The sequence below is a fragment of the Laspinema palackyanum D2c genome (assembly GCF_025370875.1).
Classification (GTDB): domain Bacteria; phylum Cyanobacteriota; class Cyanobacteriia; order Cyanobacteriales; family Laspinemataceae; genus Laspinema; species Laspinema palackyanum.
In genome coordinates, this window is record NZ_JAMXFD010000019.1 from 1 (window position 1) to 22328 (window position 22328).

Annotated in this window: 19 protein-coding genes; 12 read left to right on the forward strand and 7 right to left on the reverse strand. The window is 48.9% G+C overall.

The features are described from left to right. On the forward strand, positions 1 to 1652 hold a 1652-nt coding region (locus NG795_RS19515), incomplete at its 5' end, for an adenylate/guanylate cyclase domain-containing protein (RefSeq protein WP_367290321.1). A 170-nt stretch (positions 1653 to 1822) separates the two neighbouring features. Here NG795_RS19515 and NG795_RS19520 read toward each other — a convergent pair. The 3 genes from NG795_RS19520 to NG795_RS19530 all read right to left on the reverse strand — a co-directional run bounded on the left by NG795_RS19520 (position 1823) and on the right by NG795_RS19530 (position 8440). Next, positions 1823 to 1999 (reverse strand): hypothetical protein, encoded by a 177-nt coding sequence (locus NG795_RS19520; RefSeq protein WP_367290322.1) that lies wholly within the window; start codon positions 1997 to 1999, stop codon positions 1823 to 1825. A 23-nt stretch (positions 2000 to 2022) separates the two neighbouring features. Further along, positions 2023 to 6681: a glutamate synthase large subunit gene (gene gltB / locus NG795_RS19525; RefSeq protein WP_367290323.1), complete on the reverse strand. Its 4659-nt coding sequence runs from the start codon at positions 6679 to 6681 to the stop codon at positions 2023 to 2025. Positions 6682 to 7267: 586 nt separating this feature from the next. Next, positions 7268 to 8440, reverse strand: a complete 1173-nt coding sequence (locus NG795_RS19530) for an RNA-guided endonuclease InsQ/TnpB family protein (RefSeq protein ID WP_367290397.1) — start codon at positions 8438 to 8440, stop codon at positions 7268 to 7270. A gap of 265 nt (positions 8441 to 8705) precedes the next feature. Here NG795_RS19530 and NG795_RS19535 point away from each other — a divergent pair, with 265 nt between their 5' ends. Continuing rightward, entirely contained in the window at positions 8706 to 8903 is a 198-nt protein-coding gene (locus NG795_RS19535) for a hypothetical protein (RefSeq protein WP_367290324.1), read from the forward strand. 355 nt (positions 8904 to 9258) lie between these two features. Next, positions 9259 to 9651: a cupin domain-containing protein gene (locus NG795_RS19540; RefSeq protein ID WP_367290398.1), complete on the forward strand. Its 393-nt coding sequence runs from the start codon at positions 9259 to 9261 to the stop codon at positions 9649 to 9651. A gap of 139 nt (positions 9652 to 9790) precedes the next feature. On the opposite strand, the gene NG795_RS19545 is transcribed toward NG795_RS19540, so the two are convergent. After that, entirely contained in the window at positions 9791 to 9988 is a 198-nt protein-coding gene (locus NG795_RS19545) for a hypothetical protein (RefSeq protein WP_367290325.1), read from the reverse strand. Here NG795_RS19545 and NG795_RS19550 point away from each other — a divergent pair. From NG795_RS19550 to NG795_RS19580, 7 genes are all read left to right on the forward strand, one after another. Further along, a complete protein-coding gene (locus NG795_RS19550) occupies positions 9987 to 10328 on the forward strand; it encodes a HesB/IscA family protein (protein WP_367290326.1) in 342 nt (113 codons plus the stop codon). The genes NG795_RS19545 and NG795_RS19550 overlap by 2 nt on opposite strands. Before the next feature lie 169 nt (positions 10329 to 10497). Then, positions 10498 to 10872, forward strand: coding sequence for a 30S ribosomal protein S12 (gene rpsL, locus NG795_RS19555; RefSeq protein ID WP_015150333.1), 375 nt, complete (start codon positions 10498 to 10500; stop codon positions 10870 to 10872). Between the two features lie 543 nt (positions 10873 to 11415). Further along, positions 11416 to 11886, forward strand: a complete 471-nt coding sequence (rpsG, locus tag NG795_RS19560) for a 30S ribosomal protein S7 (protein WP_015150334.1) — start codon at positions 11416 to 11418, stop codon at positions 11884 to 11886. Positions 11887 to 12436: 550 nt separating this feature from the next. Further along, on the forward strand, positions 12437 to 14512 hold the full coding sequence (fusA, locus tag NG795_RS19565; RefSeq protein WP_367290327.1) for an elongation factor G: 2076 nt from the start codon (positions 12437 to 12439) through the stop codon (positions 14510 to 14512). Between the two features lie 104 nt (positions 14513 to 14616). Then, on the forward strand, positions 14617 to 15867 hold the full coding sequence (tuf, locus tag NG795_RS19570) for an elongation factor Tu (protein WP_367290328.1): 1251 nt from the start codon (positions 14617 to 14619) through the stop codon (positions 15865 to 15867). Positions 15868 to 16079: 212 nt separating this feature from the next. Continuing rightward, entirely contained in the window at positions 16080 to 16397 is a 318-nt protein-coding gene (gene rpsJ / locus NG795_RS19575) for a 30S ribosomal protein S10 (RefSeq protein ID WP_015150337.1), read from the forward strand. 372 nt (positions 16398 to 16769) lie between these two features. Beyond that, the gene (locus NG795_RS19580) at positions 16770 to 17414 is read left to right on the forward strand and encodes an LON peptidase substrate-binding domain-containing protein (protein ID WP_367290329.1); all 645 of its coding nucleotides are present in this window, start codon (positions 16770 to 16772) and stop codon (positions 17412 to 17414) included. An 81-nt stretch (positions 17415 to 17495) separates the two neighbouring features. Here the strand turns inward: NG795_RS19580 and NG795_RS19585 are convergent, their stop codons facing one another. The 3 genes from NG795_RS19585 to pheA form a co-directional block, all read right to left on the reverse strand. After that, on the reverse strand, positions 17496 to 18884 hold the full coding sequence (locus NG795_RS19585) for a hypothetical protein (RefSeq protein WP_367290330.1): 1389 nt from the start codon (positions 18882 to 18884) through the stop codon (positions 17496 to 17498). 32 nt (positions 18885 to 18916) lie between these two features. After that, positions 18917 to 19066, reverse strand: a complete 150-nt coding sequence (locus NG795_RS19590) for a hypothetical protein (protein ID WP_367290331.1) — start codon at positions 19064 to 19066, stop codon at positions 18917 to 18919. Between the two features lie 354 nt (positions 19067 to 19420). After that, positions 19421 to 20269, reverse strand: coding sequence for a prephenate dehydratase (pheA, locus tag NG795_RS19595; protein ID WP_367290332.1), 849 nt, complete (start codon positions 20267 to 20269; stop codon positions 19421 to 19423). A 338-nt stretch (positions 20270 to 20607) separates the two neighbouring features. On the opposite strand from pheA, the gene NG795_RS19600 reads away from it, so the two are divergent. Beyond that, positions 20608 to 21198: a DUF1997 domain-containing protein gene (locus tag NG795_RS19600; RefSeq protein WP_367290333.1), complete on the forward strand. Its 591-nt coding sequence runs from the start codon at positions 20608 to 20610 to the stop codon at positions 21196 to 21198. Between the two features lie 103 nt (positions 21199 to 21301). After that, positions 21302 to 21856, forward strand: coding sequence for a DUF1997 domain-containing protein (locus NG795_RS19605; RefSeq protein ID WP_367290334.1), 555 nt, complete (start codon positions 21302 to 21304; stop codon positions 21854 to 21856). Positions 21857 to 22328 lie beyond the last annotated feature (472 nt).

The following is a 22328-nucleotide window of genomic DNA, read 5'->3' on the forward strand; positions in this document are numbered from 1 at the left end:
TTCCTGTCTTTTGTATCCAGGCAATACTTCTACAAGCCTTATCACATCAGCATTCCGCTTTTTTTCAGCAAGCCCTAGCTAGAGTTCAAACCCAACTGAATGTAAAAACGCTCCAACAGCAATTAAAACTTAAAAATGAAGAATTGCAGGGAACGATAACTGGACTCAAAAAAGCTCAAGCGGATTTGGAAGCATCCCAAAGCGAACTACTGGCCCTCATTAAAAGCATGAATGAATTAATTTATGTCTTAGATGCTCAGGGACGGTATCTAAAAATTGCAAACACCAATACTAAGCTCCTTTCGGAACCGGCGGAAGATATCCTTGGTAAAACAATCTATGATGTATTTCCCGAAAAAACGGCTCAGTTATTATTAGTAGAAATTAGAGAATCGTTAGCTCGCCAAGAGACCCGGGAAGTCGAATATAGTTTCCCCCTCGGCCTAACTAAAATAGAGGTATCAGCAAGCCTTTCTCCCATTTCCTTGAACTCCGTGCTCTGTGTCGTCCGAGATATCAGCGATCGCAAGCGCCGAGAAGAAGCCCTCCGCCTCATGGTTGAAGGTACTGCCTCCAAAACTGGACAAGAATTTTTCCAGTCTTGCGTTCAATATTTGGCGGAAATCCTGGGAATTCGCTATGCCTTTATTACCGAATGTGCAAACCCTCAAAAAACCCGAGTTCGGATGTTATCGTTTTGGAAAGACCAAAACTTTTCGGAAAACTTAGAATATGATTTAGCCGGAACCCCCTGCGATGAAGTGATTACCAACGGACAATATTATTGCTATCCAGACAACATTATTGCTCGGTTTCCCGATGATGCCGATTTAGTAGATTTAAAAGCGCGCAGCTATGCCGGAATCCCTTTAATTGGCACCACAGGGGATGTAATTGGTCATATTGCCGTGTTAGATACCCACCCCATGATTGATGACCAAACCCGCAAGCTCGTCTTGAAAATTTTTGCAGCGAGGGCCGGGGCTGAATTAGAGCGAAAAATCACCGATATTGCCTTGCAAAAAAGTCAAGAACAAACCGAAAACTTGTTATTAAATATATTACCCAACACCATTGCAGACCGCTTGAAAACCGACACAAGCGCCATTGCCGAACAATTTGAAGACGTCACCATTTTATTTTCCGATATTGTCGGATTCACCCCCCTTTCGGCCCAAATGCAACCCACGGAATTAGTAGACTTACTCAATGAAATTTTCTCCACCTTTGATACCCTCAGCGACAAACTGGGGTTAGAGAAAATTAAAACCATAGGCGATGCCTATATGGTAGTCGGTGGATTACCCGTTAAACACCCCAATTCTGCCGAGGCGATCGCTCAAATGGCCTTAGAAATGCAATCCAGCATCGCCCAATTTCAATCCCACTATAGCTCCACCCTTCAAATTAGAATTGGCATCAACACCGGACCCGTTGTCGCTGGGGTGATTGGCGTCAAAAAGTTCAGTTATGACTTATGGGGAGATGCCGTTAATGTCGCCTCGCCCATGGAATCATCCGGCCTCCCCGGCAAAATTCAAGTCACAGAAACTGTCTACGAACGCTTAAAACATCAGTTCCACTTTGAGCAACGGGGACTCGTTGAGGTCAAAGGAAGAGGAGAAATGATGACTTATTGGTTAGTGGGATGAGTGAGGATGGGGTTCATGTTCGTAGTAACGACTTCAGTCGTTTCTTTCTGAGTTCGTAGTAACGACTTCAGTCGTTATCTTTCTGAGTTCGTAGTAACGACTTCAGTCGTTATCTTTCTGAGTTCGTAGTAACGACTTCAGTCGTTATTCCCCTTTCATAAGTTCTTTTTTCAAGGTTCAAAAATGGGACCCCACCCTAACCCTCCCCTTGCCAAGGGGAGGGGACCGGAGGTGGTTTGGCTTCGTTGGGGTTGAATTAAAACCCAGCGTTGGAAATTGGGGAAGAAACGACTGAAGTCGTTACTACGAACTGGGGAAGAAACGACTGAAGTCGTTACTACGAACATTTCCGCATCTCCCCCATCTTCACTTAGGCCTTTACGGGAACCTTCTCAACGGTCGATTCAGCCGATGCCTCGGGACTGTCCGCTTCCGAAGGCGGGACCACTTGCCAGAACTTCGGTAAATACTCGGTCCAGTTCTCCAGAATCCGAGATGCCTTGTCGCTACCTGTCTGTTCTTGGTGCATCTGAATCATCTCCTTGAGTTGCGCCTCCCCGGCAGGGGTGGTCACCCGTTGGACATGGACAATCTCATGATTCACCAACTCATCAAAATTGCCTTCCTCATCTAGGAAATAGGCCAATCCGCCAGTCATCCCGGCCCCTACATTGCGGCCCGTTTTACCCAAAACGACAATCACGCCGCCGGTCATATATTCACAGGCATGGTCCCCGGCCCCTTCAATCACGGCTTTACCCAGGGAGTTGCGGACGGCAAAGCGTTGTCCGGCTTGACCCCGGGCAAATAGGTATCCTCCGGTAGACCCGTAGAGGCAGGTGTTGCCTACGATCGCATTTTCTGCCGGATCATAAGTGGCTCCCACTGGTGGCACCACCACCAAGGTTCCGCCAGTCATCCCTTTACCCACATAATCATTGGCCTCTCCTTCTAAGCGCAGGGTCACTCCGGAAACATTGAACGCCCCAAAACTCTGTCCGGCTGCCCCTTGGAAGGTCAAGTTAATCTGACCGCCAAAGCCATTATTGCCATAGCGAGAGGCAATTTCTCCCGCCAGACGCGCCCCAACGGAACGGTCGGTATTGACAATTGGGAGGGTTTTGGAGACTTGGGATTGAGAGGCGATCGCCCCGGTAATCTCCGCATCTGCCAGCAAATCATCCTCCAACACCGGCCCATTGCTATGCACCGGACCATGATTTAACCAACTGCGATCGCCTCGGGTATCGGGCAACATCTTGGTAATCACATCCAAACTCAGTCCCTGAGTCTTGGTCAACTGCACGGACTCCCGCAGGGTCAGCAAATCTCCGCGTCCAATCACTTCTTGCAAAGAGCGATATCCCAACATCGCCAACAACTGCCGCACTTCTTCCCCAATGAAATAGAAGAAGTTGACCACGTGCTCGGGGACCCCGGTAAACCGCGCCCGGAGTTTCTCCTGCTGGGTGGCAACTCCCACGGGACAATTGTTGGTATGACAAATCCGGGCCATGATGCAACCTTCAGCAATCATGGCGATACTGCCAAAGCCAAACTCTTCCGCCCCCATTAAGGCGGCAATCAGGACATCCCAGCCACTTTTCAATCCGCCATCGGTACGGAGGACGACGCGATCGCGCAGTCCATTGCCCATCAACACCCGCTGCACTTCGGCTAAACCCAACTCCCAGGGACTTCCGGCGTGTTTAATCGAACTCAAGGGGGAAGCGCCGGTCCCGCCATCATGTCCGGAAATCTGGATAATATCGGCATTCGCCTTGGCAACCCCAGCGGCGATCGTGCCAATGCCAATTTCTGAGACCAATTTCACCGAAACCCCCGCCTTGGGATTAATTTGGTGCAGGTCAAAAATTAACTGGGCCAAATCCTCAATACTATAGATATCGTGGTGCGGTGGGGGCGAAATCAGAGGAACTCCCGCCTTAGATTTCCGCAACATGGCGATATAGGGACTGACCTTTTTCCCGGGGAGTTGTCCGCCTTCACCGGGTTTGGCCCCTTGCGCCATTTTAATTTCGATTTGCTTGGCATTCATTAGGTACTCGGGAGTCACCCCAAAGCGACCGGAAGCCACCTGTTTGATGGCGGAGGAAGCGGTATCGCCATTTTTTAAGCCATTCAGATGGGGTAAAGAGGGCGACTTACCTTGGTCATCCACATTATCCAAAACGCCAAACCGCACCGGGTCTTCGCCACCTTCTCCGGAGTTGGATTTACCGCCAATCCGGTTCATGGCGACTGCGAGCACTTCATGGGCCTCCCGAGAGAGCGCCCCCAGGGACATCCCCCCAGTGCAGAACCGTTTGAGAATTTCTGCCACGGGTTCGACTTCATCAATGGAAATCGAAGGGCGATCGCTCTTGAAATCCAATAAATCCCGCAATGCCGTGGGCGGACGTTCGGCTAAATACTGTTTATAGAGTTGATAATGCTCATACCCTTCTCCAGAACCCTTCATATCCCCAACCGCCTTATGCAGCGCTTTGGACATTTCCGGGGAATTCATGTGATATTCACCGCCAGGGCGATACTGCACAAACCCTTCATTCTGCAATTTCTTACCCGCCGGTTGGGGGAATGCCTTCTCATGGAACGCCTGCAATTCTGAACCCAACTCGGCCACACTCAAGCCGCCAATTTGAGAAGCAGTGCCCACAAAGGCCAAATCCAGCAACTCCCGACCAATCCCGACTGCCTCAAAAATTTGAGCGCCGTGATAACTCGACAGCAGGGAAATCCCCATTTTGGAGAGAATTTTCAACAGTCCCGCCTCGATCGCATGACGGTAATTTTCCTGGGACTCCTCTAGGGTGACTTGGGGCAGTTTCCCCCGTTCCATCAATTTCTGCGTTTTGCCATCTTCATGCCAATGACGCACAGATTCTAAAGCCAAATAGGGACAAACTGCTGAAGCGCCATAGCCAATCAAACAAGCAAAATGATGGGTACTCCAACATTGGGCCGTATTGACAATCAAAGAGGCATGAGAGCGCAATCCCGCCCGAATCAAGGCATGATGAACCGCCCCAACTGCCACGAGGGGGGGAATATAGGTGGTTTCAGCATTCGGTCCCGGTGCATCACTCAGAATCAGCAGGGTTGCGCCATTTCGCACAGCTGACTCGGCTTGATTGCAGAGGTTTTGCACCGAGTCGGCCAATTCTGAGGGGTTATCAGTCAGGGGAAATAGGGTAGACAGAGATACCACATCAGACCGAGATTCAATCTGGCGTAAATCCGCTTCATTGAGAACGGGAGAGTCAATTTCTAACTGTGCCGCTAATTGGGGTTTGATTTCTAGGAGATTGCCTCGGACTCCCAAATGCATCCGCAGGGACATCACTAGGCTTTCCCGCAGGGGATCAATGGGGGGATTGGTGACTTGAGCAAACCGTTGTTTGAAATAGTCGTACAGCAGACGGGGTTTTTGAGACAGAACCGCCAAGGGGATATCATCGCCCATGCAGAAAGTGGGTTCTTTACCCATTGCTGCCATTTCTTCGACAATCATTTCCACATCTTCGCTGGTATAGCCGAAGGCGGTTTGGGCGGACAGCAGTTGTTCTGGCGTCAGTTGATTGGCCGTTAGGGGAGTTTGGCGCTGGAGATGTTGACGATGTTGGGCCAACCATTCACCGTAGGGATGCGCTTGAGCAATCCGTTCTTTGACTTCCCAGTTTTTGAGGACTTCGTGGGTGGTGAGGTCTACAACGAGGGTTTGACCGGGACCGAGACGACCTTTTTCGATGATGTCGGCTTCGGGAATATTGACGACACCGGCTTCCGAGGCGACCATGACTAAACCGTTACGGGCGATCGCATACCGGGCGGGGCGCAGTCCGTTGCGATCGAGGGTGGCCCCGACTTGTTGTCCATCGCTATAAGCAATCAGGGCCGGACCATCCCAAGGTTCTTGGATGCCGCTGTAGTATTCATAGAAATCGACAATAGACTGCCGATTTTTGAGGGCGGGCTGGTTTTGATAGGCTTCCGGGACCATAATCATCAAGGCTTCACTGGCACGAGAACCCGATCGCACCAGCAGTTCCATGACGTTATCCAGGTTGGCGGAGTCGCTATTTTTGGGATTGACGAGGGGTTTGAGTTGTTCGATGCGATCGCCCCACAGCGGCGACTGTAAATCCACCTGCCGCGCCATCATCCAATTGATATTGCCCAACAGGGTATTAATTTCCCCATTGTGTCCCAACAACCGCATCGGTTGAGCCAAGGGCCAACGGGGAAGGGTATTAGTGCTAAACCGGCGATGATAAACGGCGAAAGCACTGGTATAGGACTCATCCAGCAAGTCCAGGTAAAAGTCAGATAGCACCGCTGAACGAACCATGCCTTTATAGACAATGGTCCGATTCGAGAAGGAACAAATATAGAAATCTTCTCCCCAAATAATCGGGGATTGGTCGTTTGGACCTGCTGCATCCACTTTCAAGGCGGAACCGATGGCACGGCGGGTCAGATACAGATGGCGTTCTAACTCATCCCCAGTCTTATCCGGCGAATGGACAAACATTTGCTCAATATGAGGCTGATTTTCCCGCGCTTGCACCCCCAGCACTTCCGGACGCACGGGGACTTTGCGCCATCCTAATAGTTCCAAATCATGGGTTTTGAGCGTTTCCTCGACAATAGAACGCGCCGCCTGTTGCAACACCGGATCTAGGGAGAAAAAGACCATCCCGACCCCAATAGATTCGAGGGGATAGGAGTTCGGGTTATGCTCTTGTAACCAAGGCTGGAAGAGTTGCCAAGGAATAGCCGTCATCACTCCGGCCCCATCTCCCGAATCCCGGTCTGCCGAACAACCGCCGCGATGTTCAAGACAGGTTAAGGCATTGAGCGCCATTGAGACAATTTCCCGACTGGGAACGTTTTGGGGATTGGCGATATAACCGACTCCACAGGCGTCTCGTTCTTCAACTAACCAGGGTTGACCGAGGAAACCGAACTCATGGATGGAATTGGATTGAGTATTTGGGTTGGGCATTGCTTTTCGGGTAGATGATGGATGGGGAATTGTAGATTTTAGAGTTTAGGTTTTAGATTTTTTTCGGGTTAAATCTACTAGATTTTAATCATCGATTTCTCTATAAATCAGGGGTTGACATATTTGAGGATGGAAACGATCCGCAGAAGGGGTAGGCGCGATCGCCCCCGTTGCTTTCCCGAATGACAATCAAGGGTTTGGCTGCATCTTGCGATCGCCTATCCGTTTTTACCCGAATGCAAGGCCCGAACGGAAATAGCCAATCCCTAGATGGGGCAACTATACAAATTAACCTTCTGTCTAATTAATTTTAGAAGGTTTTCAGGCCATTGTTAATTTCCGTCTGACTTGAGCGGTTTTCTTGAGGATGGCCCTAAATCTGTTTAGAACCCGGGGAGTTTCTCGGTTCCCTCTGATTTAGCGCTCCTTCCCTTCGGTCTTGAGATGCTGAGGGCGTCCCTGTTGAACAGCGATGGACCAGAGGATTCCATATCCATATTAGATCCCAGGAAGTTAGGGGTAAGCCAAAGTTATAGGCCCGGAGTGAACTACCGAACGGTGAATCAAAGATTACACCGTCGGCTTCCTACCCAACAGACTGCGAGACAGTAGATTTCTTGCGTCCTCTACTGTCTCGACTTACACCTGGGCGATAGGCGATCTCCCCGGTCCCCGAGGATAAAATCCGCAGTCCTTCATCTCTGATGTTCTTAGCCGCGTTGATGTCTCTATCGTGATTCGTTTGACACTTTTCACACTGCCAAGTCCTGACATCAAGGGTCAGGCTTCTTACTTGATTGAGGCAAACATTACAAGTTTTGGAGCTAGGAAAGAATCGGTCTACTTCCAGGTAGATTTTCCCTTCTTGCTCTGCTTTGTATTTCAACATCGTACAGAACTGGCCCCATCCCACTTGACTAATTGCTTTAGCGAGACAGTGATTTTTGACCATGTTTTTCACAGCTAAATTTTCCACCACTATGACTTGGTTTTCGTCTACCATCCTGCGCGATAGTTTGTGGTGGAAATCTGACCGGCATCGAGCTATTTTGTTATGTACCCCGGCTACCTGCTTACGGGTTTTGTTACGGTTGTTAGAGCCTTGGGGTCTTCTGGATAAACGCTTTTGTTTTGCTCTTAGATTTTTATCGTGTTTAGCTAACCAACGGGGGTTGTCAAATTTAGACCCATCCGAGGTGATAGCAAAATGAGTCAAGCCTAAATCAATACCTACTGCTTTACCTTCAGCAGTTTTTTTGGGGATATCTTTCCCATCATCGACTAGAACAGAGGCAAAGTATTGACCATTAGCATTCATCGAGACTGTGACTGTTCTGATTGCCCCCTGAATAGGTCTGTGTAGTCTGGCATGAACAATCCCCATCTTGGGAAATTTGATGCCATCTTCTACGATAGAGACATTCTGAGGATAACTAATGGATTGGTTACGGTGCTTTGACTTGAATTGAGGTAGAGCCGCCCTCCCTTCAAAAAAGTTGATAAAAGCCCTGGACAAATTTAGGGCCACAACCTGTAAGCACTGGGAATAGGGTTCTCTCATCCATTCATATTCTTTCTTGAGATTAGTTATCTCTTTCTGAATGGCAAAGCGACCCAGGCCCTTCCCCGTAGCTTTGTAGGTTTCGTTGGTCAGATTGAGAGCGTAGTTCCATGCAAATCTACAGCAACCAAAACTCTGAGCAAGGTGTTGCCTTTGCTCGGTGGTTGGATAAATTCTGTACTTGGTCGCTCTGAGCATTACCGTAAAAACAATTTGGGATAATATAATAACACGACAATCGCACTGATTGTCAATTTTCAGGGCATCGTAGCTTGCTTGGGGCTTAGCAGTACCCTTCAACTGACTTGAGGGGTCCATGTATCCCGACGCTGACCGTTCCGGTACATCGCGGGACTTAGCGCCCCTCAAACTCCCCAGTAGTTAAAAATCATATAGAAATAACTTTCATCTGACAATCCCTGGTCTGAAGATGCTCAAGACTTACGCATTACCGCTATAAAGGTTGGGGCATCCAACGGAGTCGCCCCCACCTTTAGGGTTGCTGGACTTACGCATTGGGGGACAACAGACGCTAAATGTAGAGGCGATTCGCGAATCGCCTCTACATTTAGCGTCTAGTGTTAAAAATTGCGTAAGTCCTGGGTTGGACGGGCGCGATCGCCGGTATCGATTAAGCGTTAAGTCTCGGGGTGAAAATTAAAGCCAGGATAAAGTCCCGAGGGTTAGACATAAAGATTTGATATAGATTGCCCCAATCTATCTCCAGGACGACTGACAAGGCGTTTTTAGCTTGTTATGGTGGGGTAAACAGGGTTCGGGAAGGCCCTGGGTTCTGTAACAAGATTTAATGCTTTATTTTAATTTTGCGCTTTCTGGGAAATATATCTTTAAGAAGCAGATCCGAGCTACTCCTTAGCTCAACTCAGGTCAGAAAAGGTCTGATCGTGCCGACTCCCCCAAACTCACCGTCAGGGCGATCGTCTAGATGGACTGGATCGCTTCCCTACTCTCAATCAACGATTATGGAGACTCGAACAATGGCTAACGCTCAAGAAATGCTTTTTCCTCCGGCAACTGCTGCCTCTTCATCCTCGGCGATGGTGGCCGCAACGGAACTCCGCCCTTGGGGCTCGTTCACGGTTTTAGAAGATGCCAAGGGATATAAAATCAAGCGGATTGAAGTGAAACCGGGTCACCGCCTCAGCTTGCAAATGCACCACCATCGCAGCGAACATTGGATCGTGGTTTGCGGAACAGCCCGGGTGGTTTGCGGTGACCAAGAACTGATGCTCACCAGCAACCAGTCTACTTATGTGCCGCAATGCACGAATCATCGTCTGGAAAATCCTGGGGTGATTCCTTTGGTTTTGATTGAGGTTCAAAATGGGGAATATTTGGGTGAAGATGATATCGTGCGCTTCCAAGATGACTACGCCCGGGCTAAATAATCCTGACTAGGATGGTTAGCGATTCCTTCTAGGATGGTTAGCGATTCCTTTCTGTCAGGACTTACGCAATTTTTAAAACCTAAAAATAAATGTAGAGGCGAGCAAGGGAATCGCCTCTACATTTATTTAGGGCGGATTTTCAACATTTGCGTAAGTCCTGTTGCTGTGATGGGGCGGGAATGGGGTTAGAATCGGTTATGTACAAGATGCGATCGCCCTTTAACCAGATAAACCGAGATTTTTCGGGGAAATTCCCGGGCCATCTCCGTAGCATTTGAGTCGCGATCGCGGTAAAATTGCGATCGCCGATCACGACAGCCAATGTCCACCCATTCATGATTCAGCTGAGTAAAGCAGCCGTCACCGAAATTAAACGCATCCAGTCCAAACAGTCCAACCCAAATGTCTGGTTTCGTCTCGGGGTGGAAACGGGGGGTTGTGCTGGGTGGTACTATACGATGGCGTTTGACGAACAGTGCAACCCCGATGATCTCATCTGTGAGTGCGATGGCGTTCAAGTGACGGTCGATAGCCGCTTCCTCGACTATCTCAACGGCCTGACTGTAGATTACTCGCAGGATTTGATGGGAGGGGGGTTCCGCTTCCATAACCCCAAGGCTGCCAAGACTTGTGGCTGTGGTAACTCCTTCTCGATTGTTGAGTCCTCCACCCCCTAGGGACCCGCTTAGGTCAGCCCTTCAATCTTTAATCTGGCCCCCGGGATTTTTATCCCCTGCCATTTTGGATTGTTTTTCTGCCCTAAAATTTGACACGGGACGCTAGGTTAAGATATAATTGTAGATTGTTGTCAACTTGATCCTTGAAAACCTGAATACCCCATAACTCATGCCCACAATACAACAACTTATTCGTACCGAACGGCAGAAGATCGAAAAGAAAACCAAATCGCCTGCACTCAAGAGTTGTCCGCAGCGTCGGGGCGTTTGTACGAGAGTTTACACCACCACACCGAAAAAACCGAACTCAGCCCTTAGAAAAGTAGCACGGGTTCGCCTGACCTCTGGATTTGAAGTCACCGCCTACATTCCAGGCATTGGTCATAACCTGCAAGAACACTCCGTCGTGATGATCCGAGGCGGCAGGGTCAAGGATTTACCCGGAGTTCGTTACCACATCATCCGTGGGACCTTAGATACTGCGGGAGTCAAAGACCGTCGTCAAGGGCGTTCTAAATATGGGGCCAAGCGTCCTAAGGCCTAACCTAGATATTAAAAGAGGCGCGAAGCCTCAATCGGAAGATTCAAGGGTTTCCTGGAAAGTTGAAGGGCGATCGCTCAGATGGGGTATCTAAGGTATTCAACCGAAGGATTAACAAGCTTACCCCGGGATTGAGAGAGTCCGCACCTGAAGCAGATCGACAAAAAAGATGTACAATCTGATGGCGCTCATCTGGCCAACCGATGGCCGGAAAACCCCCATCCATTCAATCGATTGTGTCAGGATGAGCGATCCCGGTCAAGATTCAGGCAGTTCTCATCGGACTCGGTAGGAAAACTTGATGGAGCAGTGGCCTTGGACGGCTACAAGATGCGATCGCCTGACCTATGAAGCATCGGCTGTGAAAACCCATCAAGCCTGTCAAACCCATCGCGGACCTTCACTTCACAGGGAGTAAGCGGACCTCCGAACACTCCAAAGAAAGAAAACCGCCTTCCTTCCCACAACAGTGGGAAGATTCAAGCTGAATCGCCTCAGCCATGAATCACAGTTAGTTAAAGTTGTTAGTTTGGGTGAAAAGTTAGTATGTCTCGTCGCACTGGTAGTCAAAAACGTTCTGTTACTCCCGATCCAGTTTATAACAGCCGCTTGGTTGGTATGATGGTGCGGCGTGTAATGAAGAGTGGCAAAAAGTCAGTCGCCTTCAACATTGTTTACAACGCCATGAAAACCATCGAAGAAAGAACCGGCGCAGATGCCCTGGAAGTCTTTGAAAAAGCGGTTAAAAATGTGACTCCCCTAGTGGAAGTCAAAGGCCGTCGGGTTGGCGGGGCCACCTATCAAGTCCCGATGGAAGTTCGGTCCGATCGCGGTACAGCTTTAGCGTTGCGCTGGATCATTCACTTTTCCAGAACCCGCGCGGGTCGCACGATGGCTATGAAATTAGCGAACGAATTAATGGATGCCGCCAACGAAACCGGCAATGCAATCCGCAAACGGGAAGAAACCCATCGGATGGCAGAAGCCAATAAAGCGTTCGCCCACTATCGTTACTAAAATCGGAATCAGACCCATTGCGGAAAAAAAAGGTGTTCTATGTAAACAAATTTTGCAAAAAATATTAAAATGTAACAGGACCGGGGAAAATCCACAGGAGTATGGCTCATTCGGGTTGACTTCAAAGACCGTGGATTCCTTCTGTCATGTAGAATTGACCCCTTTGCTAGAGTTCTAGGAAAAGTGGCAAAAAGCAGAAGTCAAACTCCTTAAAAAAATAACAGCGAGTGACTTCGCAACCCGAGGAGAATTTTTAGGTGTTGTCTTCTCGGGAAGGTAAATCGGTTTAAGGACGTGAGCCCGTTTAAGCAAACGGCGGGTCAAAAAACCCCATTCAACCCTAGACTGACTTAAATTGGATCGCGACATTCCAAGCGCGATCGGCAAGGGTCTAGGAAATAGAATTGCCAAGCGTCTAAAGAGGAAAACCGCCGAGCGTCTCCGAAGTAAAATCGAGGATTGTGCCGGAGGCTTGGAAAAGCACCAACACCAAAGTGCGTTTAACGCATCATTCAAAGATAATTGCGGCAACACAAACAAGGAGGTAGCTGTGGCACGTACTGTCCCGCTTGAGAAAGTGCGAAACATAGGAATCGCCGCCCACATCGATGCGGGCAAGACCACAACGACGGAGCGGATTCTGTTTTATTCCGGTGTGGTTCACAAAATCGGTGAGGTGCATGATGGCAACACCGTGACAGACTGGATGGAGCAAGAGCGAGAGCGGGGCATTACCATCACGGCTGCTGCCATCACCACCAGTTGGAAAGACAACCAGATCAACATTATTGACACCCCCGGTCACGTTGACTTCACCATTGAAGTGGAGCGCTCCATGCGTGTACTCGACGGCGTGATTGCCGTCTTCTGTTCCGTGGGTGGTGTTCAACCGCAATCCGAAACCGTGTGGCGTCAAGCCGATCGCTATAAAGTGCCGCGCATCGCGTTTATCAACAAGATGGACCGCACTGGGGCGAACTTCTATAAGGTCTATGATCAGATTTGCGATCGGATGCGGACTAACGCCGTGGCGATCCAACTCCCGATCGGCAGCGAAGACCAATTCTCTGGCATCATCGACTTGGTAGGGATGAAGGCTCGGATCTACACCAATGATACGGGTACCGATATCCAAGAGACCGATATTCCCGATGACATGATGGAACTGGCTCAAAAATATCGCACCAAGCTCGTTGAAGCCGTGGCAGATATGAGTGATGTTTTGACCGAAAAATACCTCGAAGGTGAAGAATTCACCCAGGAAGAAATTGTCAAAGCATTACGCCAAGGAACCATTAGCGGTAAGATCGTCCCCACCATGTGCGGTTCGGCCTTTAAGAACAAAGGGGTACAGCTCTTATTGGATGCCGTGGTAGATTATCTACCCGCTCCCATTGACGTGCCTCCGATTCAGGGAACCTTGCCCAATGGGGAAGAAATCACTCGCAGTGCCGATGACAAGGCTCCCCTCTCGGCATTAGCCTTCAAAATCATGGCCGATCCTTATGGACGTCTGACCTTTATTCGGGTCTATTCCGGCGTTCTGGAAAAAGGCAGTTACGTTCTCAACTCCACCAAGGATAAGAAAGAACGGATTTCCCGCTTGATTGTCATGAAAGCCGACGAGCGGATTGAAGTCGATGAACTGCGAGCTGGGGACCTAGGTGCCGCTGTCGGTTTGAAAGATACCTTCACCGGCGATACCATCTGTACCCCGGATAGTCCGGTGATTCTGGAATCCCTGTTCATTCCTGAACCCGTGATCTCCGTGGCGGTGGAACCCAAGACCAAGCAAGACATGGAGAAGCTGTCGAAAGCACTGCAATCCTTGTCCCAAGAAGACCCCACATTCCGGGTGAGCATCGATTCCGAAACCAATCAAACCGTGATTGCCGGGATGGGTGAACTTCACCTCGAAATTCTGGTGGATCGGATGTTGCGTGAGTTTAAGGTAGAAGCGAACGTGGGTGCACCCCAAGTGGCCTACCGAGAAACGATTCGGAAAGCCGTCAAAGCTGAAGGCAAATTTATTCGCCAAAGCGGTGGTAAAGGTCAGTACGGTCACGTCGTCATCCAAATCGAACCGGGTGATCCAGGTACGGGATTTGAGTTTGTCTCGAAAATTGTGGGCGGAACCGTACCGAAAGAGTACATTTCCCCCGCAGAACAAGGGATGAAAGAAGCCTGCGAATCTGGGATTTTAGCGGGCTACCCCATGATTGACATCAAGGCCACGTTGGTAGATGGTTCCTACCACGATGTTGACTCCTCGGAAATGGCCTTTAAAATTGCTGGCTCTATGGCAATTAAAGAAGGGGTGATGAAAGCGTCACCCGTTCTGTTAGAGCCTATGATGAAGGTTGAGGTAGAAGTTCCCGAGAACTATCTCGGGGACGTCATGGGCGACCTCAATTCCCGCCGGGGCCAAATCGAAGGAATGGGCTCCGAGCAAGGAATTGCCAAGGTGACTGCTAAAGTTCCATTAGCAGAAATGTTTGGCTATGCCACGGATATCCGGTCTAAAACCCAAGGCCGAGGTATCTTTACGATGGAGTTTAGCCGCTATGAAGAGGTGCCTCGCAACGTGGCTGAACCCATCATCGCCAAGAGTAAAGGGAACGCATAATAGTAGTTCATTTGTTCACGGTTCATTGTTCATTGCTTTTTCCCAATGAACAATGAACAATGAACAATGAACAATGAACGATTGAGAAAGGAATTAGAGAAGACATGGCACGCGCAAAGTTTGAACGGAATAAACCCCACGTTAACATCGGTACGATCGGTCACGTTGACCACGGTAAAACGACCCTGACCGCAGCAATCACTCTGACTCTTGCTGCTCTGGGTCAAGCCAAAGCGAGAAAGTACGATGAAATCGATGCTGCTCCCGAAGAAAAACAACGGGGGATCACGATTAACACCGCTCACGTGGAATACGAAACCACTGATCGTCACTATGCCCACGTTGACTGCCCGGGTCACGCTGACTATGTGAAAAACATGATCACCGGAGCTGCCCAGATGGATGGCGCTATCCTGGTGGTGTCCGCTGCTGATGGCCCTATGCCTCAGACCCGGGAACACATTCTGTTGGCAAAACAGGTGGGGGTTCCGAATATCGTCGTCTTCTTGAACAAACAAGACCAAGTTGATGATGAAGAACTCCTCGAACTCGTGGAATTAGAAGTTCGCGAACTCCTGAGTTCCTACGATTTCCCCGGTGATGATATTCCGATTGTCTCGGGTTCCGGTCTGTTGGCGCTCGAAGCCTTGACCAAAACCCCCGGTATCAAGAAAGGGGACAATGAGTGGGTTGATAAAATCTACGCCTTAATGGACGAAGTGGATGCTTACATTCCGACTCCGGAACGGGCGATCGATAAGCCCTTCTTGATGGCTGTAGAAGACGTCTTCTCGATTACGGGTCGGGGAACTGTTGCCACGGGTCGGATCGAACGGGGCAAGGTCAAAGTCGGCGAAACCGTGGAATTGGTTGGAATCAAAAACACTCGCAGCACCACGGTGACTGGGGTGGAAATGTTCCAAAAAATCCTCGAAGAAGGTCTGGCTGGAGATAACGTCGGGGTGCTGCTCCGGGGTATCCAAAAGGCAGATATCGAGCGTGGGATGGTGATTGCTAAACCCGGTTCGATTACTCCTCACACTCAGTTTGAATCTGAAGTGTATATTCTCAAGAAGGAAGAAGGGGGCCGTCATACGCCGTTCTTCTCCGGCTATCGTCCTCAGTTCTATGTTCGGACGACCGACGTTACCGGAACCATTAAAGCGTTCACCTCCGATGAAGGGGATGAAGTGGAAATGGTGATGCCTGGAGACCGGATCAAGATGACGGTTGAGTTGATTAACCCGATCGCCATTGAACAAGGGATGCGCTTCGCCATCCGTGAAGGCGGACGGACCGTCGGCGCGGGTGTGGTCTCTAAAATCCTCGACCAACCAGCAGCAGCCAAGAAGTAAACCGGCTGAGGACGCTCCGACCTTTTAAGGCAGAAGCGTGCTGATTGACGGTAGAGCAGAAAAGCTATCCCAACTTGAGGAGCTTTTCTGCTCTGCTTGTGTCTGTCACTTATCATCGGTCATTGGTCCTTAGTCATTGGTCAAACAACAAACGACAAATGACAAATGACCAATAACCCATTTATTAACCGAACCTAGACAACTAAAAATCAATGGCTACCTTACAACAGCAAAAAATTCGGATTCGTCTAAAAGCTTTCGATCGCAGATTGCTCGATACTTCCTGCGAAAAAATCGTAGATACAGCGAATCGGACCAACGCCACAGCCGTCGGCCCCATTCCTTTACCGACGAACCGACGTATTTACTGTTTACTGCGTTCTCCCCACGTGGATAAAGATTCTCGGGAGCATTTTGAAACCCGTACCCACCGCCGGATTATCGATATCTATCAACCATCTTCTAAAACGATTGATGCGCTGATGAAACTCGATTTGCCTGCCGGTGTGGATATTGAAGTCAAACTCTAAAGGTCTTCCTCAGCCGATCGCTCCGTCTGCATAAATCCAGCGCCTCGCTTCTGGCAATGCAACGGATTGTTTTATTTATCCTTTAAAAAAGGAGAACTCAGAATTCTCCTTTTTTAAAAATTCAACCGGAGACTGAACCTAAAAGCGATCGCCCCTCAATTCATTAAAAACTATAATTCCCCTTAAAAAAAACCTTAAATTTTCACATCCTATAACATAGTTTATAAAAAAAGTCAACCTTTTAAATCCAAAAATTATCAAAAAATCCTCACTCATCCGTCAGCCAGGACAGCTGCGCTCCTGGTGGCGTAATCTTCACTTCAAACCTATCAGTTAAGATAAAAGCGAAGTTACTTTTGAGACTGAGGCATAATGCAATCCTCCTCCTCGATCGCCGTTCGAGAACTCCCCCTGTTTCCCTTACCCGAAGTCGTGCTCTTTCCAGGCAGACCCCTACCCCTGCATATTTTCGAGTTTCGCTACCGAATTATGATGAACACAATTCTGGAGAGCGATCGCAGATTTGGGGTACTCATGTGGGATCCCGTCAAAGGTCAACCCAGCTCCATCGGTTGCTGTGCGGAAATTCTGCAATATGTCCGGCTCCCCGATGACCGGATGAAAATGCTCACCCTCGGCCAGCAGAGATTTCGAGTCCTAGAATATGTCCGAGAAAAACCCTATCTCGTCGGTTTAGTCGAATGGCTCGAAGATCAACCCCCCGAGGAAGACCTCCGACCCCTCGCCAGTGAAGTCGATCGCCTCTTACGAGATGTCGTCCGTCTTTCCGGCAAACTCATGGATCAAACCATCGAACTCCCCGACGACATCCCCGAGCTCCCGGTAGAACTCTCCTATTGGGTCGCCAGTAACCTCTATGGCGTCGCTGCCGAACAGCAATCCCTTCTCGAAATGTTAGATACCCGAGCCCGACTGGAAAGAGAATCGGAAATTCTCACCTCCACCCGATCTCATCTCGCTGCACGCACCGTCCTCAAAGACACCCTGAATGAGTGAACCGCGCCTTTGGATATTGGATTTTAGATCAGCGATCGCCTCTAAAATCCAACATCTCCCTATTTCTAAGTTTCTAAGTTCCTAAAATCTCAACCGTCCCACTCCTCCATACCAATGGCGAAGGGCCAGCCACACCACGGACAGCAATCCAGCAACACTCAAAGTTAAACCCGTATAACTGCCAATTAATCCCCAGATTGGCAGAACCGCACCGGCGATCGTACAAATCAATGCCGCTAACGAAGCCCGCTTCTGATTTCCCAAGCCCCATACCAACACCAACAGGATGGGAGAAAGCAACAGCCAAGCGAGAGTCACATCCATCACCCGACTAAAATAAGTCAAACTCAACAGTCCGGCAAAAAATAAACCCCCAGCCAGACAGACATCAATCAGACGCATCGGGACAGATAAATACAGCAGGACAATCCACCACAAAAATACCCCCGGTGCCAACAACAGCAACCGAGGTAGCACCCCCGTCTTGCGGACCGTCTCCGTTGCCGTAAATACCCCAAAAGGATTGCGAACCGAAACATTATCTTCAAACACCCAAGTAAAGCGGGTCCCCGAACGTTCCTGATTCCGTGCCGTGGGGATAATCCCACTGGCAAAATCCGCCTTGGGAAAATTTGCCAATGCCGTTAGACGAAAATTAGAGAGAGATTCGCCTTGAGAATTGTAAACCCAGCGCGGTCCTCCTTGAGCCTTGTAAGTCACCCGAAAGCGAGTTTCTTCCCCGGGTTGTAACGCAAACGGAAAGCCATAATCTCCCGGATTAATCTGGAGCATTCGCTCCCCATCCCGCTCCACTTTAAAGTTTTGGAGCAAGGAATAACCAGAAGGGGGAGGAATTTCAAAGAAAAAAGTCCGAGGTTCTCTCAAGGAGTTAATCACTTCGTATTCCCCTTCAAACTCAGCCAGATAAATGGCTTTGTTATTGCTAACATCCGTCGATTGGTTAAGGGTGACAGCAATTTCTGAACCGGAGAGGGCGAGGAAACGGTTAACTTCTCGGGTATCCTCAATTTCAACTAACTGCCCATTAATCCAATTGCTGTATTTATAGGGTTCTTCAATCACATAGCGAATCCGAGGAGAAGGTTGTTCCAGTAGTTCCCCCGAAACGCTCGTGGCTATATCTTGAACTCGGGATTGTTCCCAGTGATGGTAGCGATTGGCTAAGGTTGAAGATAAAAAGAATCCCCCGATTAAAAAGGCCAGAATTAAGATAAAATGGGGTAACTTTTGGAGCAAGACCAAATAACTGCCCACCCAATCTTCTAGGAGAGGGAAGGGGGGTTCTGGTTGTCGGTAAGTCCATTTGATGGCGGCGATCGCCAATCCGAAAACCACTAAAAAAATTCCTAAACCCAGGGAGAGACTCAGAATGCGATCGCCAAACTGTATCAATTCATCAGGATGAGTTAGATCCGGTAATGCGGGAATGCCTTGAGACGTTGGATACATAAATTCAGGTAAAGCTGAAATCCCCCAGCTTCTCAAAGGGGTAAAGTAAGGTAGAATAAATTCATCAAATTATCCCCATCGCTACATTTGGGGGTCGGACCCTGAACTGGATGGGTTGCACCGATAGACAGCAGCAGAAGGGTTACATCCCCAATGGCGATCGCTTCTGAATCAAATGACATAACTTCGTCATGCGATCGCCATCAAACTGTCACATCCGCTGACTACTATTTTTATAGAGAACAATTACGTTCACTTCTCACACCACCCACAAACCTCGCTCAAATGCTCCGAGCGGGGTCTTTTTTTTTTGACCCCATCGGGGTTTGTAATTGTGGTGAACTGCCTTCAGGGAACTTCAAAAAATAAAAACCGCAAAAAGTTCAACGTCCCCCCTTGACGGGGTTTCTTTAAAGATGACTCCATCAAGGAGTCACTACGAACGTTTATATGATTTATTTGTTGGAAATCCCTCAGTTTGGCATTTGAGATAGATGCTTCATATCCTAACCTCACCAACCGCAATCCAGCATCCCCTAATCCGACTTAATTGCGACAAAATCGTAACTGCCGAAAATTTTCAGAGTCTCCGTGTGGGAACGTAATTCCTGGAACGCTGATTCCACCGAGGCTTTTCGAGAATCGCATTCTAAATCCAGAAAAAACAAATATTCCCCAAGCGATCGCTTAGTGGGGCGAGATTCAATTCGACTTAAATTAATCCCCCGACTGGCAAAGACTTGGAGAGGTTGAGACAGTGCACCGGGAAGATTCGCCGGGACGCTAAAGCCCAAAGAGGTATAAGCCCCCCCGGGAGAGGGTTGTAAACTCACCACCCAAAACCGAGTGCAGTTATCCGGGCGATCGTTAATCGGAAAAGCGATGATGGGGAGATCGTAAAGTTCAGCAGCGCGTTGAGAAGAAATCGCCGCAGCGAAGCGATCGCCCTCTAACTGTTGCACCGCCTCCGTGGTAGAATTCGTCGGAATTAACTGCACTGTAGGGAGAAACTGTTCCAACCATCCTTGACATTGAGCTAACGCTTGGGGATGAGAATACACTGTTTTAATCGCTGACAACTCTTGGACGGGGGAAATCAGCGCATGGGAGATTGGCAACACCAGGGCCCGCTGAATTTGCAGACTATCTAACTGCCAGATGGCATCTAGGGTCATCGGCACACTGCCTTCCAGGGAATTTTCCACGGGTACCACTGCCCGTTGAGCCTGCGATCGGGCAACAGCGCGTAACGTTTGGGAGATACTGGGATAGGGACACAACAGACATTCCTCCCCCGTATCTTGCTGCAACTGGTCCACATAAGCGATCGCTGCCGCTTCGGAATAGGTGCCTGGAGGCCCTAAATAGGCAATGGATACAGTCATCGCAGATTTCCTCAGTTAACTCGGTTCTTTTTGAAACATAGCAAAAGGGCGAACACCAGAAAACTCCAAACAGTTGGGTTGATTGATGTGGGTGCGCCGGTCAAACTTTCAGCGGTGAGATTATCCCAATCGGTTAAGTTTTTTACGGATTTTCTCAGAAATAAAGTAAGATTAACGGCAAGTTAAAGCGGTTATTCTACTAGCGCCTTGGTCATTTCCCGTATTTAATCACCAAATGGCCCAGAATAAAGCCTGATCTGCCAAAGTTTACAGATTGTTAAAAAATATAAATTTTGATAGCGTAGTGATTAATAAACCTCACCCTGAGTTTAACCCCCATGCATAATATCCGGTTTGTCGCATCTCAGTCGGTGTCCATACCTGTTCCCATCCAACCTGTTCCGATTCAACATTACCTGCGCCAACCGCAACGGTTGATTCGGGCGCTTGTGGATCCGACTCGCACCGAACAAATCGGGAAAGAGCGGTTTAGATTAAAAATGCGTCCCTTAGAGTTTCTGATGCTGCGGATTCAACCGACGGTGGATCTGAGAGTCTGGGCAAAACCGGATGGGACTGTTCATTTGGTTTCCGTGGGGAGTGAAATCCGAGGGATTGAATATATTGATCGCCGCTTTTGCCTGGATCTGGTTGGGAAACTCTCCCCAGTGGAAGAAGGGGGGGTGACTTATTTGAAGGGAAAAGCAGATTTAGTGGTAGAGGTAGATTTGCCACCGCCGTTGTGGATGGCCCCAAAATCTTTATTGGAAACTACGGGGAATGGATTGCTTAAGAGTGTCTTGTTAACGATTAAGCAACGGTTGATGCACCAGTTGTTGCTGGATTATCGTCATTGGGCATCGGATGCCACCGAGTCGGAGTTGGCAGTGGGGAGTCAGGTGCTCTCGCCGAATACACCCCCGGCATAAGGGCAGGTTCCGTCCTAGGGTACAAAGAAAATATTGCCAATAAGTTTAAACTAATGTAAGGTTTATGAAACCCGCTTAACAAATATTAATAGAGTCTCCTCCCATGTACTATCAGTTTGTTGCCACACAATCGGTTGATCTGGCTGTTCCACAGCAACCTGTAGAGATTGAGAGGTATTTGCAGTCCCCTGAACGGATTGTTAGGGCGATCGCAGATCCAAGCTGCATCGAACAGTTAAGTAGCAATTGCTACCGGCTGACAATGCGCCCCTTAAACTTCTTTACTTTAAAAATTGAACCCACCGTAGACCTCAAGGTTTGGGCGGATGGGGAAGGCACGATTTGTTTAGAATCCGTAGGCTGTAATTTGCGGGGGATTGAAACCATTAACGAACACTTCCAATTAGAACTGAGTGGGACAATGGAAGCCTATCGCCATCAAGGGAAGACTTATTTAGGAGGGGATGCAGAGTTAGGATTAACCATTTACCTACCCCCACCGTTTTCGATGATGCCGAAATCCATGATTCAAAGTACGGGGAATAATTTACTCGGAAATGTCCTGCTGAAAATGAAGCAAGGATTAATGCAGCAGTTATTATTAGATTACAAAACTTGGGCAACCGCCGAGCAAGGTCAAGAACTGGTGGCAGCATAGATCAGGACCCAGGAGGTTGGGACAGGAGTTGAGAGTTGGGACCAGAAACCAAGTTTCCCGGACAGAAGGGGTTGCTTTATGGTCAGATTCCTGTCCCCACGCTTCAGGCAGAAGAGAAAGTCTGTAGGGGCAATTCCGGCGGGATTGTCCCTACTAGGTCCTCAATGAGCCAGAGGATGGGCTAGTGCTACAAATTTAATCATTTTTTAAGAGATAAAATCCAGAAAGAGGTTAATCTGGTTGCAGGGTTGGCGATCGCACCGCGCACAGAAGACTCACCGGATCAAGCCTAGTTTAACGGGCAGAACCTCACCTGCGTTACCCCAGGTGGGGGGAAACTTCTATGAGAACAAGCTAAATAGCCAGACCCGGGTAATGCGATTGTGGCGACAGATTGCCATTGACTCATCGGGCTGTCGAGAATAAGATATGGGTAGCATTTGATTTTAATCCAAAAATGGGCTCAGGAAAA

Excerpts from the sequence above, each read along its gene's own strand:
- NG795_RS19520 (WP_367290322.1), bottom strand. The coding sequence starts at position 1,999 with ATGTTCGTAGTAACGACTTCAGTCGTTTCTTCCCCAGTTCGTAGTAAC.
- gltB (WP_367290323.1), bottom strand. The coding sequence starts at position 6,681 with ATGCCCAACCCAAATACTCAATCCAATTCCATCCATGAGTTCGGTTTC.
- NG795_RS19530 (WP_367290397.1), bottom strand. The coding sequence starts at position 8,440 with ATGCTCAGAGCGACCAAGTACAGAATTTATCCAACCACCGAGCAAAGG.
- NG795_RS19540 (WP_367290398.1), top strand. The coding sequence starts at position 9,259 with ATGCTTTTTCCTCCGGCAACTGCTGCCTCTTCATCCTCGGCGATGGTG.
- NG795_RS19550 (WP_367290326.1), top strand. The coding sequence starts at position 9,987 with ATGATTCAGCTGAGTAAAGCAGCCGTCACCGAAATTAAACGCATCCAG.
- NG795_RS19545 (WP_367290325.1), bottom strand. The coding sequence starts at position 9,988 with ATGAATGGGTGGACATTGGCTGTCGTGATCGGCGATCGCAATTTTACC.
- rpsL (WP_015150333.1), top strand. The coding sequence starts at position 10,498 with ATGCCCACAATACAACAACTTATTCGTACCGAACGGCAGAAGATCGAA.
- rpsG (WP_015150334.1), top strand. The coding sequence starts at position 11,416 with ATGTCTCGTCGCACTGGTAGTCAAAAACGTTCTGTTACTCCCGATCCA.
- tuf (WP_367290328.1), top strand. The coding sequence starts at position 14,617 with ATGGCACGCGCAAAGTTTGAACGGAATAAACCCCACGTTAACATCGGT.
- rpsJ (WP_015150337.1), top strand. The coding sequence starts at position 16,080 with ATGGCTACCTTACAACAGCAAAAAATTCGGATTCGTCTAAAAGCTTTC.
- NG795_RS19580 (WP_367290329.1), top strand. The coding sequence starts at position 16,770 with ATGCAATCCTCCTCCTCGATCGCCGTTCGAGAACTCCCCCTGTTTCCC.
- NG795_RS19585 (WP_367290330.1), bottom strand. The coding sequence starts at position 18,884 with ATGTATCCAACGTCTCAAGGCATTCCCGCATTACCGGATCTAACTCAT.
- NG795_RS19590 (WP_367290331.1), bottom strand. The coding sequence starts at position 19,066 with ATGTCATTTGATTCAGAAGCGATCGCCATTGGGGATGTAACCCTTCTG.
- pheA (WP_367290332.1), bottom strand. The coding sequence starts at position 20,269 with ATGACTGTATCCATTGCCTATTTAGGGCCTCCAGGCACCTATTCCGAA.
- NG795_RS19600 (WP_367290333.1), top strand. The coding sequence starts at position 20,608 with ATGCATAATATCCGGTTTGTCGCATCTCAGTCGGTGTCCATACCTGTT.
- NG795_RS19605 (WP_367290334.1), top strand. The coding sequence starts at position 21,302 with ATGTACTATCAGTTTGTTGCCACACAATCGGTTGATCTGGCTGTTCCA.